Origin of the sequence: Collinsella sp. AM31-2AC (assembly GCF_003469285.1) — a bacterium.
GTDB lineage: Bacteria > Actinomycetota > Coriobacteriia > Coriobacteriales > Coriobacteriaceae > Collinsella > Collinsella aerofaciens_AT.
Genome location: NZ_QSJB01000006.1, coordinates 37,633 through 51,828 on the forward strand (window position 1 = coordinate 37,633; position 14,196 = coordinate 51,828).

The 14,196-nt window shown below is 61.6% G+C and carries 10 protein-coding genes; 7 read left to right on the forward strand and 3 right to left on the reverse strand.

What is annotated here, in order from left to right:
* Nucleotides 1–476: 476 nt before the first annotated feature.
* Genes DW796_RS03875 through DW796_RS03885 form a run of 3 tightly spaced genes read left to right on the forward strand, consistent with a single transcriptional unit; the run spans nt 477 to nt 4,732 of the window.
* Nucleotides 477–983 (forward strand): MarR family winged helix-turn-helix transcriptional regulator, encoded by a 507-nt coding sequence (locus DW796_RS03875; RefSeq protein ID WP_117655367.1) that lies wholly within the window; start codon nt 477–479, stop codon nt 981–983.
* Complete coding sequence (locus DW796_RS03880; RefSeq protein ID WP_233539655.1) at nt 976–2,820, forward strand: ABC transporter ATP-binding protein; 1,845 nt, start codon at nt 976–978, stop codon at nt 2,818–2,820. The genes DW796_RS03875 and DW796_RS03880 overlap by 8 nt, the downstream gene beginning before the upstream one ends.
* The gene (locus DW796_RS03885; protein ID WP_118094307.1) at nt 2,813–4,732 is read left to right on the forward strand and encodes an ABC transporter ATP-binding protein; all 1,920 of its coding nucleotides are present in this window, start codon (nt 2,813–2,815) and stop codon (nt 4,730–4,732) included. Before DW796_RS03880 ends, DW796_RS03885 begins: the two co-directional genes overlap by 8 nt.
* Nucleotides 4,733–5,051: 319 nt before the next feature.
* Here DW796_RS03885 and DW796_RS03890 read toward each other — a convergent pair whose 3' ends face one another.
* Nucleotides 5,052–5,930 carry a LysR family transcriptional regulator gene (locus DW796_RS03890; RefSeq protein WP_233539656.1) on the reverse strand — a complete coding sequence of 293 codons (879 nt, stop codon included), beginning with the start codon at nt 5,928–5,930 and terminating at the stop codon, nt 5,052–5,054.
* A 233-nt stretch (nt 5,931–6,163) separates the two neighbouring features.
* Between DW796_RS03890 and DW796_RS03895 the strand changes: the two genes are divergently transcribed.
* The 4 genes from DW796_RS03895 to DW796_RS03910 all read left to right on the forward strand — a co-directional run bounded on the left by DW796_RS03895 (nt 6,164) and on the right by DW796_RS03910 (nt 12,066).
* A complete protein-coding gene (locus DW796_RS03895) occupies nt 6,164–7,045 on the forward strand; it encodes an SDR family NAD(P)-dependent oxidoreductase (RefSeq protein ID WP_118094309.1) in 882 nt (293 codons plus the stop codon).
* An 85-nt stretch (nt 7,046–7,130) separates the two neighbouring features.
* Nucleotides 7,131–8,387 (forward strand): MFS transporter, encoded by a 1,257-nt coding sequence (locus DW796_RS03900; RefSeq protein ID WP_118094310.1) that lies wholly within the window; start codon nt 7,131–7,133, stop codon nt 8,385–8,387.
* Nucleotides 8,388–8,456: 69 nt separating this feature from the next.
* Nucleotides 8,457–9,497, forward strand: a complete 1,041-nt coding sequence (locus tag DW796_RS03905; protein ID WP_118094311.1) for a Gfo/Idh/MocA family protein — start codon at nt 8,457–8,459, stop codon at nt 9,495–9,497.
* A 421-nt stretch (nt 9,498–9,918) separates the two neighbouring features.
* On the forward strand, nt 9,919–12,066 hold the full coding sequence (locus DW796_RS03910; RefSeq protein WP_118094312.1) for a Tex family protein: 2,148 nt from the start codon (nt 9,919–9,921) through the stop codon (nt 12,064–12,066).
* Between the two features lie 382 nt (nt 12,067–12,448).
* Here the strand turns inward: DW796_RS03910 and DW796_RS03915 are convergent, their stop codons facing one another.
* Together DW796_RS03915 and DW796_RS03920 are read right to left on the reverse strand one after the other, a co-directional pair.
* Nucleotides 12,449–13,153, reverse strand: a complete 705-nt coding sequence (locus tag DW796_RS03915) for a transaldolase (protein WP_233539657.1) — start codon at nt 13,151–13,153, stop codon at nt 12,449–12,451.
* Between the two features lie 193 nt (nt 13,154–13,346).
* Nucleotides 13,347–14,174, reverse strand: a complete 828-nt coding sequence (locus tag DW796_RS03920; RefSeq protein WP_158567680.1) for an HAD-IIB family hydrolase — start codon at nt 14,172–14,174, stop codon at nt 13,347–13,349.
* Between the last annotated feature and the right edge of the window lie 22 nt (nt 14,175–14,196).

Genomic DNA, 14,196 nt, shown 5'->3' on the forward strand with positions numbered 1-14,196 from the left:
GCGCCGTGGAGGTCAAATTGTTGCGGAAAGGTTTCGGAAATGGGGGCTGTTTGCTCCATAGCGGCCTAGTTGATGCTACTCATATAGCGCCATTTCAAAACTATGCCTATTTACTACGTTTAACCGCCCGCCTCCAACCACAGCGAATTTCTCTCCAACAAAACCGCAGGTAGATAGCTTGCGTTTTTTCAGAAACAGCTGTTGTGGTCAGCGATGCTGGATTCATCGTAGTAATTAGGCATAGTTTTTGGCAAGGCCGCTTCGAAAGGTATCATCGCAGCCCAAAACGATACCTTTTCCTTCGTCCCCAAGGGATCAGATTGCCGCTTAGGAGCGTTTGCAGCGTCGAGCGGTTACGGCGTTTGGTAAAACGCCGTAACTTAATAAGTTTGGTACCTTGACATTTATTTCTTGCACTCCTAAATTAGTTAGGCACAAAACAATTGCACTACCTAACTAAAGAAAGGAGCGACACCATGTGCGATGACCACATCGGCCTCTGCCCCCACACGCCGGGCGGCGACCCCCATGAACCCGCAGATGCGCCCGCGGCACAGTCCCAATCAGACGCGCTCGCCAAGCACATCCTAAACGGGCTGGGCTTCTGCGGCCACTTTCTGCACTTTCACGGCGGCGGCGCCTCGGGAAAGGCCCCCATCGTCTGCTTGCTCGCCAAGCAGCCAAACGGCGAGATGTCACAGCAGGAACTAGGCCTGCACTTTGATCTTAAGCCCGGTTCGCTTTCCGAGATTCTCTCCAAGATCGAATGCGCCGGCCTTATCGAGCGCAGCCGCAATCCCAAAGACCGGCGGCAGCTCACCATTCGCCTGACCGAAGCGGGATGGGAAAAGGCCCACGTAGAGCAGGCGGCCCGCATTCGCTTTAGAGAGCAGGCCTTTAGCGCGCTCACCCATGACGAGCGCGAGGACCTCGCCGAAATGCTCGATAAAATCCGCGTAACCTGGGAGGAACTGGATGATTAAAACCCTCATGGGCAGCATCCGCGACTATATGAAAGTCACCGTTGCCACGCCGTTGCTCGTGCTTGGCGAGGTGCTCTGCGAGATGCTGATTCCATTTATCACCGCCAACCTGATCGACGCTATCAAAGACGGCGCCACCGTAGCCGAGATGCTTCCCACCGCAGGCTTTTTGGTGCTCATCGCGCTGACGTCGCTTGCTTTTGGCGCCGCGGCAGGCGTCACCTGCAGCCATGCGAGTTGCGGCTTCGCCAAGAACCTGCGTCACGACCTGTTCTACAAAATCCAGACGTTCAGCTTTGCCAACATCGATGAGTTCTCGAGCTCCTCGCTCGTCACGCGCCTGACCACCGACATCAACAACGTGCAGCAGGCCTTTATGATGATCATCCGTATCGCCGTGCGCGCGCCGCTGGTATTGATCTTCGCCTTTACCATGGCATTTATCATGGGCGGCAGCGTTGCCATGGTCTACCTGGTCATCATTCCGCTGCTGGGCTTTGGGCTGTTCTTTATCATCTTTAAGGTGCGCCCCATCTTCTCGCGCGTGTTCCACAAGTACGATGCCCTTAACGAGTCCGTCGAGGAAAACGTCACCGGCATGCGCGTGGTTAAGAGCTACGTACGCGAAGACTTTGAGAAGGAGAAGTTCGCGGCCGCCGCGCGCGATGTCCAGATGGACTTCACCCGCGCCGAGAAGCTGCTCGCCTTTAACAACCCCATGATGAACATCTGCGTCAACGGCGCGTTTGTCGTCATCATCTACCTGGGCTCCAAGCTCATCATCACGAGCCAGGGCACGCTGTTCGACGTGGGCCAGCTCTCCTCGACCTTTACCTATGGTTTCCAGATTCTCATGAGCCTGATGCAGCTGTCGATGATCTTTGTCATGGTGACCATGGCCGACGAATCGGCACACCGCATTGCCGAGGTGCTGGCCGCCGAGCCCACGATCGCCGATCCCGCCGAGCCCGTGCTCGAGGTTGCCGACGGTTCCATCGACTTTGACCACGTGAGTTTTAAGTATTCCAAGCATGCGAAGCGCCAGGCGCTCGACGATATCGACCTGCACATTACGAGCGGCGAGACCATCGGCATCATCGGCGGCACCGGCTCGGCCAAGTCCACGCTCGTTAACCTCATCGCCCGCCTGTACGACACCACCGAAGGCGCTGTGCGCGTGGGCGGCGTGGACGTGCGCGACTACGACCTGGACGCGCTGCGTCACCAGGTCGCCATGGTGCTGCAGAAAAACGTGCTGTTTAGCGGCACCATCGCCGAGAACCTGCGTTGGGGCGACCCGAACGCCACCGACGAGGAAGTCCGCGAGGCAGCGCATCTGGCCTGCGCCGACGAGTTTGTCGACGGTTTCCCCAAGGGCTACGACACCTGGATCGAACAGGGCGGCTCCAATGTTTCGGGCGGTCAGAAGCAGCGCCTGTGCATTGCACGCGCCCTGCTGCGTCGCCCCAAGATCTTGATCCTGGACGACTCCACCAGCGCCGTCGACACCAAGACCGACGCAAAAATTCGCGCAGGTCTGGCAAGCTATCTGCCCAACACGACCAAGATCATCATCGCCCAGCGCATCAGCTCCGTGCAGGACGCAGACCGCATCATCGTCATGGAGGGCGGCCGTATCGCACAGATCGGCAACCACGAAGAGCTGCTCAAGACGAGCGAGATCTACCGAGAGACCTTTACCTCGCAAAACAAGATGTCTGCCGAAGGTACGCAAGACGCCGACGACGTCTCTGGCGACGCGAACACGGCGGCAGACAACACCGACATGACCGCAACGCAAGCTCAGACCCAGGAAGGAGGCGAGGCCCATGAGTAAGGCAACGACCGCCGAGCGCGCGCTCAACCGCAAGGGCGGCACCATGTCGCGCCTCATCAAGACGCTCTTTGGCTTCTATCCCGTGCTTTTGCCCCTCGTCGTCGCCGGCGTGGTGCTCTGCGCCATCATCAACTCCATCGGCGCGACCTTCCTGCAGAGCGCCCTGCAAATTATTGGCGAATCGTGGCAGTCGGGCGATTGGGAAGCCGCGCAGCCCAAGATCGCACAGCTCGTGACCACCCTCGCCTGCATCTACGGCGTCGGCGTCCTGTCCTCGCTCTTCTGGAACCGCGCCATGGCTATCGTCACGCAGGGCTCGCTCGAGAAGCTGCGCGAGATGATGTTCAACCGCATGCAGGACCTGCCGATCCGCTACTTCGACACGCACCAGCGCGGCGATATCATGAGCCACTACACCAACGACATCGACACGCTGCGTCAGATGATCAGCCAGTCGCTGCCCAACCTGCTCATGACGATCATCATCATCGTCACGGTGTTCTTTATCATGCTGTACTACAGCGTGTGGATGTGCCTGGTCATCATCGCCGGCGTCGCCTTTATGACCTTTATGACCAAGCTGCTCGGCTCCAACTCCGCGCGCTTCTTCATTGCACAGCAGACCGAGCTCGGCGTGGTCGAGGGCCATATCGAGGAAGTCATGAACGGCCAGAAAGTCGTCAAGGCGTTCTGCCACGAGTCTGCCGCCGAGGCCGATTTTGACGAGCGCAACGAAAAGCTCTTCGAGGTCTCACAGAAGGCCAACATGTACGCCAACATCCTCATGCCCATCCTTATGAACCTGGGCAACTTGCTCTACGTGCTGGTGGCCCTTGCCGGCGGCATTTTCCTGGCGCTGGGCGTGCCCAACCTGAGCATCTCGGGCATGACGCTGTCCATCGCCGTCGTGGTGCCGTTCCTCAATATGACCAAGCAGTTCTGCGGACAGATCGGCCAGATCTCGCAGCAGATCAACGCCGTGGTCATGGGCCTCGCCGGCGCCGACCGCATCTTTGAGCTCATCGACGAGAAGCCCGAGGCCGACGAAGGCTACGTGACACTCGTCAACGCGCAGGTCAACCCCGACACCTGGCAGCTCGAGGAGGCTGACCACCACACCGGCATGTGGGCGTGGAAACATCCGCACCGCGCAACCGGCGAGATCGAGTACGTACCGCTGCGCGGCGACCTGGTCATGGACAACGTCGACTTTGGCTACACGCCCGACCACGAGGTGCTGCACGGCGTGTCCGTGTTTGCCAAGCCGGGCCAGAAGGTCGCGTTTGTCGGTGCCACCGGTGCCGGCAAGACGACCATCACCAACCTCATCAACCGTTTCTATGACATCGCCGACGGCAAGATTCGCTACGACGGCATCAACGTCAACAAAATCCGCAAGGCCGATCTGCGCCGCTCGCTGGGCGTCGTGCTGCAGGACGTGAACCTGTTCACCGGTACCGTGATGGATAACATCCGCTACGGCAACCTGGATGCCACCGACGAGGAGTGCATCGCGGCGGCCAAGCTCGCCGGCGCGGACGACTTTATCACCCGCCTGCCCGACGGCTACGACACGATGCTCACCGGCAACGGCGCACAGCTGTCGCAGGGCCAGCGCCAGCTGATCTCGATCGCCCGCGCCGCCGTCGCCGATCCGCCGGCGATGATTCTAGACGAGGCCACGAGCTCCATCGACACCCGCACCGAGGCCATCGTGCAGGCGGGCATGGATAAGCTCATGGAGGGCCGCACGACGTTTGTCATCGCACACCGCCTGTCCACCGTGCGCAACTCCGACGCGATCATCTGTCTGGACCACGGCCGTATCATCGAGCGCGGCAACCACGACGAGCTGATCGCCAAGCGCGGGTACTACTACCAGCTGTACACGGGTGCGTTTGAGCTGGAGTAGGAACGGTTACTGACGGAGGGTGCCCCGGGGCGTCGGGGTAATTCCTCCGTGCTCAAACATTCTCGCTTCGCTGCGAAACTGCGCGCGGAGGAAATACCCCGCCGCCCCGGGGCACCCTCCTGCGCGCAATCAGCCCGTTGTTTAAAACGGAATAAAGGTTAGTGAGGCCCTGGCCGTTTGGCCAGGGCCTCGTTTTGTTAGTCTTTTTGGGACGGGGCTTTTTAGCTACCCTGTGCCAAATACGGCGTCATGCTTCGACGGCACCAGATTGGGTAGCTAAAAAAGCCCCGTCCCAAAAAGACTACCCGCGCCAAATGAGCTAGTTGAGGAGTTGGGCCATGGCGTTGACGAATTTTTGGACTTGGAGGGTGGGCTCGAGCGGGTAGTGCAAATAGACCGGCACCTCGCGACCGCATAGAAACGGTACGCCCACAAAGGCCGGGTGCACGCCCGACCACGCTCCGCAGGTGAGCACCGCATCGCCCTTTTCCTCCGCCTCGTTAAAGAGCGCAAAGTCGAAGCTATCCACGTCGATCACGTCCACGCCGCCGTCGGCCAACAGGTCGATGCGCAGGCTGTCCATAGCGTCGTTGCCGTGACGGAGCACGCGCAGGCGCATGCCCTCCAGGTCGGCAACCGTGATGCGCGTCTTGCGCGCAAGCGGGCTCGTGCGCGGCACATCAATATAAAACGGTACGTTGACGATAAGGAGCTTTTGGCAGGCGTCGCCCCAGCGCGGGGTCGAAAAACTCGACTGCACTACATCCACTTCGCGACCAAGACTGCGCATGACGGTCTCGCGCTCATCGTAGAGGTCACTCACCGGCACAATCTCAAAGCGCAGCGACGGCTCCAGCTCGTGCACACTCGGCCACATCGACAGCGTTTGGCGCCCCGGGCACATCATCGACACGCCCAGACGCACGGCGCCGCCATCGCCCGCTGCGCGTCGGGCACGGCGCAACGCATCCTCGGACTGACGCATGATCGAGCGCGCATCGTCTACCAGCAGCGCACCCGCCGGCGTCACCTTAACGCCCGAATGCGAGCGCTCGAACAACGTGATGCCAAACTCGGCCTCGAACCCCGACACCTGTTTGACGAGAGCCGGGGTCGACACACGTAGTTTTGCCGCCGCGCGCGAGAAGCTTCCCAGCTCCGCGGCGGCCGATATAGCCTCAAGTCGTCGATCGTACACGTCAATCTCCCGTTTTCGCGCCCGTGGCCACATGGTGCCACAGGAGGTTGTTTTCGCAGGTCATGCGCTCAATTGAGAATAAACTGCATCGCACAGTGTAAACCTATGGTTAACGTCATTCTAACAAATATGCAATTCACCTGCGCAAATGCAAAGCATACGATAACCAGCGAAAACCACGTGGGTCGGTTAATGGGAGCGACCCACCGGGAGGCACAAGAAGGGAAGTTCCTATGAGCAATTGGCTTAAGCTCGAGGGCGATGTCTGCGCCGTGACTGGCGCGCTCGGCGGCATGGGCGTCGAGATTTGCCGAGAGTTCGCCCGCAATGGCGCTAACGTCGTCCTGCTCGACCTGGACGAGGAGAAGGTCAAGGCCGCTGCCGCCGACCTTGCTGCCGAGTTTGGCATTCACGCCGAGGGCTACAAGATGAACGCCACCGACGAGGCCGAGGTTCAGGCCGCCGTCGACGCCACCATCGCCGACTTCGGCCGCGTCGACGTCCTCGTCAACACCGCCGGCATCCTGCGCTTCGCCGCCATGGAAGACCTGCCGCTGAGTGACTGGAACGAGGTCATCAACGTCAACCTCACCGGCTACTTCATCACCTCGCAGCGCTTTGGTCGCGAGATGATCAAGGCCGGCCAGGGTCGTCTGGTGCACATCTCGACCGTCGCCAGCCACTCCCCCGAGACGTTCTCGGGCGTGTACAGCTCCACCAAGGCGGGCGTCAACATGATGTCCAAGATGCTGGCCGCCGAGTGGGGCCCCTACGGCGTGCGCTCCAACTGCGTCGAGCCCTGCTTTGTCAAGACCCCCATGTCGGCGAGCTTTTACGCTGACCCCGAGGTCGAGAAGAGCCGCAGCCGCCTTATCGCCACGCGCCGCATCGGCGAGGTCAGCGATATCGCCAACGCCGTCATGTTCCTGGCGTCCAAGCGCTCGGACTTTACCACCGGCGACGCCATCAAGGTTGATGGCGGCTTCTCCAACATGATGGGCGACCTCACCGCTAAGCCCGGCGGCCGTCGCGCCTATGCCGACAATTACCTCAAGAACAAGGGTGTCGAGCTTTGGTCCGATGAGTCCGGCGTCGCCAAGCCGACCGACCAGTAAACAAGCCCGGTAGAAAGGGGCGCGGGGCAAGCACCTCAGCGGCGTTTGCCCCTCCCCTCCCCCCGCATCGATTAGAAAGAGTCCCATGGCTTCCACCAACTCCAACAAGGGTCGCGCCGTCGTGCTTTCCGCCGCGTGCGTCACCATGTTCTTCATCAGCTCCATCGCGCTGTACTCCGTCGTGTCCAAGAACCTGCTCGCCGTCTACCCCGAGTGGTCCAGCGCACTTACCTGGGCTTTCCCGGTCTTCCAGACCATCATGGCCGTGACGGGCATCTTCGCCGGCCGCATCTCCGATAAGATCGGCCCGCGCAACGTCGTGATCGCTGCCGCCGTGTGCTACGGCGTGGGCTGGTTCATGTCCGGCACCGTCACCGAGCCGTGGCAGTTCTACCTGTGGTTCTCGCTCGTCGCCGCCATCGGCAACGGCCTGGGCTACAACCCCGCGCTCACCACCGGCCAAAAGTGGTTCATCGACAAAAAGGGCCTCGCCTCCGGCATCACCCTGGCCGCTTCGACCGCCGGCCCCGCCGTGCTGTCCCCGGTGCTCGCCTCGCTGCTCATCCCGAGCCTTGGCATCTTTGGCGCCCTTAAGGCACTCGGCGTCATCTTCTTTGTGACGATCGCCGCCTCCGCCCTGTTCCTGAAGGCCCCCGAGGCCGGTTGGCTGCCCGAGGGCTTCGAGGTCCCCAAGGGCGGCGCGCACGCCGGCACTTTCGGCGACCTCACCCCGGGCGAGATGGTCAAGACCCCGCGCTTTTGGGTCCTCATCGTCACCTTCGCCTTTGCCGCCACCGCCGGCACCCTGCTTGTGGGCAAGGTTGCCTCCATCGCCGCCGTCCAGCTCTTCGCCGACCCCACGAGTGCCGCAGCCGTCGCCCTCGGCGGCGTGGTCGTCTCCGTCAACACCTGCGCCAACCTGGTCGGTCGCCTTTCCTTTGGCCAGATCATCGACAAGATCGGTGCCTACAAGTCGCTGCTCATCAGCCTTGTCGTGACCATCGTCGCGCTCGTCATCATGTCGATGAGCTTTACGCAGAGCATGTTCTTTGTGGCGCTCGCTCTGCTCGGCTTTAGCTTTGGCGCCCTGCTCGTCATCTACCCGCCGCTCACCGGTGGCGCCTTTGGCACCAGCAACATCGGTGTCAACTACGGCATCATGTTTTTGGGCTACGCCGCCTCTACCTGGATCAGCCAGCCCATCACTGCCGTGCTGTATCACGCCGAGGCCGGCAGCGCCGCCTACCAGCAGTCCTTCTACGGCGCCATCGTGATCGCCGCCATCGCCGTCGTGCTCACCCTCTACATGATGGTCTCCGACAGCAAGAAGAAGTCCGCCTAGTTTTACCGATGTGACAAAGGGACTGTCCCTTTGTCACATTCCACCAGCCACCAGCATTAAGGAGTCGAAATGTCTGAGCTCAACCCCGTCCGCATTGCCGTCATCGGCGCCGGCGCCATGGGCCGCAACCACATCCGCTTTGTCACCGAGGAGCCCGAGGCCGAGCTCGTCGCCATCGCCGACGCCTTTGAGGGCGCCCGCGCCACGGCCGAGGCTGCCGGCGTGCCGTTCTTTACCGATCCCGCCCAGATGATGGACGAGGTCAAGCCCGAGGCCGTCATCATCGCCACCCCCAACGACCTGCACCTGGGCGTTGCCCGCGAGGCCATCAAGCGCAACATCGTGCCGCTGGTCGAAAAGCCGATCTCCAACGACCTCGAGGATGCCCAGGCTTTCGCCGCCGAGGCCGAGACCGCCGGCGTGCCCGTGCTCGTGGGTCAGCACCGTCGCCACAACCCCTTCGTCAACAAGGCCAAGGAGATCATCGAGTCCGGCGAGCTGGGCAAGCTCACCGTGTCGAGCTTCCACTACATGATCTATAAGAATGACGAGTACTTCGATGTCGAGTGGCGCCGCAAGAAGGGTGCCGGACCGATCTTGGTCAACCTGGTTCACGACGTGGACCTGCTCCGCTACCTGCTGGGCGAGCCCGTCGCCGTCCAGGGCATGCAGTCCAGCGCCGCCCGCGGTTTTGAGACCGAGGACTCCGCCGTGGTCAACGTCCGTTTTGCCGATGGCGCGCTTGCGAGCATGACCATCTCCGACGCCACCGCCAGCCCCTGGAACTGGGAGGCAACCGCTCGCGAGGATCCGCAGTACCGCCCCTTCGACGCCGACGCCTACTTTATCGGCGGAACCTTGGGTGCCCTTTCGCTGCCCCGCCTGCATCAGTTCTCCTACGACGGCGCCTCCAACTGGCACAAGCCGCTGCAGATGGAGATTCCGGCCGTCGACCCGGCGCTGCCGCACAAGATGCAGCTCAAGCACTTTGTGAAGGTCGTCCGCCGCGAAGTTGAGCCCGTCGTAACCCCCGCCGATAACGTCAAGACGCTCACGCTTCTCAACGCCATCAAGGAGGCCGCCGAGACCGGCCAGCTCGTCGAGCTGTAGCACCTTAGGACAGGCCGCGGCAGAAACCCCATGCCGGGCCCCTCGGTCCGCCACAAATAAGCCCCTCTTCTTTGCCCCGCGAGCAGCCTCCTGCCCGCGGGGCATTTTGCTACTTCGCTGACGATTTTTCTGAGGCGGGGGGCCTTTTTGCGCCTCAGCTTGATTCGTTCGCCACGAAATGTGCCTATCTACTACGTTTAACCAATCACCCTCATCCATACCGAATTTCGCGAAATAAAAACCGCAGGTAAACGGCTTGCGCATTTTCGGAAAACTGGGGGATGGTCGACCCACACGGTTCAAACGTAGTAGATAGGCCGCTTTCGTGGTTCCGCGCCAAAACAGTCTTTTTTGGGCGAAGTGGCAGGTGGTATCCTTGGTAGCCCTGTGCTGCAAACGCACCTTAAACGCAAGGAGTCCCATGGATCTTATCGCCCAGCTCGCCCGCGAGCTCAACCTTAAGGCCGCCAACGTCGAGGCGGCTGTCAAGCTCATCGACGAGGGCAACACCATCCCCTTTATCTCGCGCTACCGCAAGGAGGCCACGGGCGGCATGGATGACGTCGCCCTGCGCGCCCTCGACGAGCGCCTGTCATACCTGCGCAATCTTGAGCAGCGTAAAGAGGACGTCATTCTGCTCATCGACGCCCAGGGCAAACTCACGCCCGAACTCGAGCAGCAGATTCGCGAGGCCACACAGCTCCAGCGCGTCGAGGACCTCTACAAGCCCTACCGCAAGAAACGCATGACCCGCGCGCAGAAGGCACGCGAGGCAGGCCTGGAGCCGCTCGCCAACATGATCATCATGCAGGCTTCGGCCAAGGGCAGCGCACTCGACGCCGCCGCGACATACGTCAACGAGGAGGCCGGCTTCGACACGCCCGAAAAGGCGCTCGCCGGCGCAGCTGATATCGTGGCCGAGACGGTGGCCGAGGACCCCGAGAACGTCGCCGATCTGCGCGCCTTTACGCAAAACACCGCCGACATCGTCGTTGAGGCCACCGACCCCGCCGAGAAGACCCCCTACGAGCCGTACTACAGCTATGACGAACCGCTGCGCCGCATCCCCAACCACCGCGTGCTGGCTATCGACCGCGGTGAGCGCGAGGGCAAGCTCCGCGTGCGCGTGAACGTCGACGGCGCTGCCGCCACGGCGCGCCTCGGCAGCCGCTGGCCCCGTCGCCAGGGCGTGTTCGCGCCCGTCTTTGACGCCGCTATCGCCGACGGCTACAAGCGCCTCATGGCTCCCTCGCTGGAGCGCGAAGCCCGCGCCAAACTCACCGTTCGCGCGCAGACCGAGGCCATCAACGTCTTTGCCAAGAATCTCGAGGGGCTGCTCTCGGCGCGCCCCGTGCGCGGCGCCCGCGTGCTCGCGCTCGACCCGGGCTACCGCACCGGCTGTAAGGTCGCCGTCATGGACGAGACCGGCAAGCTGCTCGACCACGGCGTGGTCTACCCCACCAAGCCGCGCCACGACGTCGCCGGCACCAAGCGTGAGCTCGCCCGCCTCGTCAAGAAGGACGGCGTCAACACCATCGTCATCGGCAACGGCACCGCCAGCCGCGAGACCGAAGAAGTCGTCTCGGAGTTCATTGCCGAGCAGGCGCCCAGCCTTCGCTACACCATCGTTAACGAGGCCGGCGCGTCGGTGTACTCCGCGTCCGAGCTCGCCAGCCAGGAATATCCCGACCTGGACGTCACCGTGCGCGGCGCCATGAGCCTGGGCCGCCGCCTGCAGGACCCGCTGGCAGAGCTCGTCAAGATTCCGCCCCAGTCCATCGGCGTGGGCCAATACCAGCACGACCTTGACCAGACCGAGCTTTCGCGCACCCTGGGCCACGTGGTGGAGGACGTCGTCAACCGCGTGGGCGTCGACGTAAACACCGCAAGCGCGAGCCTGCTGGGCTACGTATCGGGCATCACGCCGAGCGTGGCCAAGAATATCGTGGCCTATCGCGAAGAAAACGGTGCCTTTACCGATCGTCGCCAGCTTAAGAAGGTTCCCAAGTTAGGACCCAAGGCATATCTCAACGCCGCAGGCTTCCTGCGCATCAGCGGCGGCAAGAACCCGCTCGACGCGACAAGCGTTCACCCCGAGAGCTACGAGGTGGCCACGGCCGTCTTGGAGCGCGCCGGCGTTGCGGCAGGCGAGCTCGGCCGCGGCGGCGTGCCCGACATCGAGCGCCGCCTGGGCAGCATCTCGGCGCTGGCAAGCGACCTGGACTGCGGTACCCTGACGCTCATCGACATTGTCAACGAGCTCAAGAAGCCCGGCCGCGACCCGCGCGACGACGCGCCCGAGGTGGTCTTTAGCCGCTCGGCGCTTTCCATCGACGACCTGGAACCCGGCATGGAGCTCAAGGGCACAGTGCGTAACGTCGTCGACTTTGGCGCCTTCGTCGACGTGGGCGTGCACCAGGACGGCCTCGTGCACATCTCCAAGCTCGCCAACCGCTTCGTCAAGCACCCGAGCGACGTGGTACGCGTCGGCGACACGGTCAAGGTGTGGGTCGAAAAGGTCGATCGCGACCGCAAGAAGATCTCACTCACCATGGTGCAGGAAAAGTAAACCGCCAAAGCAAGGGTACCCCCTCTCGCGACGTGCAAAATGGCGAATATTCAGCATTTCCCGATAGCACCGCGGCACCTCGGAGAACCATAAAAGCAAAAACGGCCCCCGTTTTGGCGTTTTTAGAGCCAAAACGGGGGCCGTTTTTTGCTTCGGTTAACTGGTAAATAACTTTACCTTGCTGAATACTCTCAATTTTGCACGTCGCAGGCGGGGGTACCTTTGCCCACGGCAGGATATGGAAGCCGATCACCAACCTACCGGCAAGTTCGTGTCGGCAGCCCCGGCCTTTCCTTTGCCTAGCGCGACCCTCGCGAAGCGCGTGAGCGATAGGGAAAGGAAAGGCTGGGGCGAGCAACCCACGGTACAGCCGGTGTTCGCGTTACGGGAGGATATGGAAGCCGAGCGAGGCGATATCCTTGGCAAAGCCGCGCACGGTGTCGAGCGAGACCTCGTACGGATCGCGACCGATGTTCTTGCGCTTGGCCAGGATGCTGTTGGGCACCGTGATGATCTGGCAACCGCAGGCTTCGGCCTGATAGATGTTGATGAGCTCGCGCGTGGATGCCCACAGGACCTCGCAGTTGGGCTTGGCGGCGGCCTTCTTGACCGACTCCGTCATAAACGGAATGGGATCGACGCCGGTGTCGGCAATGCGGCCGGCAAAGAGCGAGATGATAGACGGCGTCTCGGCGTCAACGGCCTCGACCATCTCGTCGACCTGCGTAGGCGTAAAGATGGTGGTGACGTTGACCTTGATGCCGTCGGCCGAAAGCTTGCGGACCAGCTCGGCGGTGGACTCGCCCTTGGTGGTCACGCACGGAATCTTGACGTAGACGTTCTCGGCCCAGGTAGCGATCTCGCGCGCCTCGATCTCCATGGTCTCGACGTCGTCGGCAAAGACCTCAAACGATACGGACACATCGGTGATGTGGGCCAGGACCTCCTTGGCAAACGCGCGGTAATCCGTCACGCCGCCCTTCTTCATAAGGGACGGGTTGGTCGTGAAACCCTGAACGTTGCCGTTCTCGTACATGTCGAGCATGCCCTCGAGGTTTGCACCGTCAGCGAACACCTTGATTGCCATCTGCCTGATTCCTTTCGTTAGCATACGGCCGATAAACTGCTAAACACTTTACCTATGTTTATCAAGGCGTGAGCTGCGGGTTTTTATCTTCTCGGCGAACGGTATAAACACCTCAGCGTTTGGATTGATAAATCGATTGAGCATGCAAAAGCAAAGAGTCGCAGTTTGAGCAAACGTCAGAAGGCGAGATTCATTAGATGAGGCCGAAATGCTGCATCGCTGTGACGGTGCCGTCGTGTGCGACATCGTCGGTCACGTAGTCGGCGAGCGCCTTGACTTCGGGCATGGCGTTGCCCATGGCGACAGCCGTCTCGACCGCAGCGAGCATGCCCAGATCGTTGCCCGAATCGCCAAAGCCAAAGGTGCGCGCATTTCCCTCGCGGCCCAGGTACTCCAGCGCTCGCGCCACGCCCACGCCCTTGTCGATACCCTTGGGGCTCAGCTCGCGGTTCTGGCCGCCGGTATTGCACAGCTCAAACTCGCGATCGATAAAGCCGTCGTCGTTGGCAACGCGAGCCAGACTGGGCGCATTAAGGCATACCTTGCCCACGCGCAGACGACCGTCGATGCGCATTTCCTCGGCGCTGTGCACCGCAGCAGTGCCGATCAAAGACGACTGCTCAACGCCCGCAGGCTCCAGCGCAAAGGTCGCAGCATTGGCCTCGAAAAAGGCCTCGAACCCTGCCGCAACAATGCGACGCGCAAGCTCCTCGACAATACCCTCGTCAATGCAATCCTCGTGCACCACACGCCCCTCGACCTCGAGCGTGGCGCCCGCCATGGCCACGACACCCGCAGGGTCGAGCGCGCGCAGGCTGTCCGCAATCAGCCACAAGGGGCGACCCGTGCAGATAAACGCCTTGTGCCCTGCGTCGCGCAGACGATGAAACGCCTCGACGACCGTCTGCGAAGGGCGAACCGCCGAAAAGTCCTTGTCGGTCATGTTGTCGGGGTCGAACGACGTCAGCGTGCCGTCCACGTCAAAAAACAATACAGCGGAATCGGAGCACGCATCAATCATATGGGTTCCTTTCGAGGGCGAT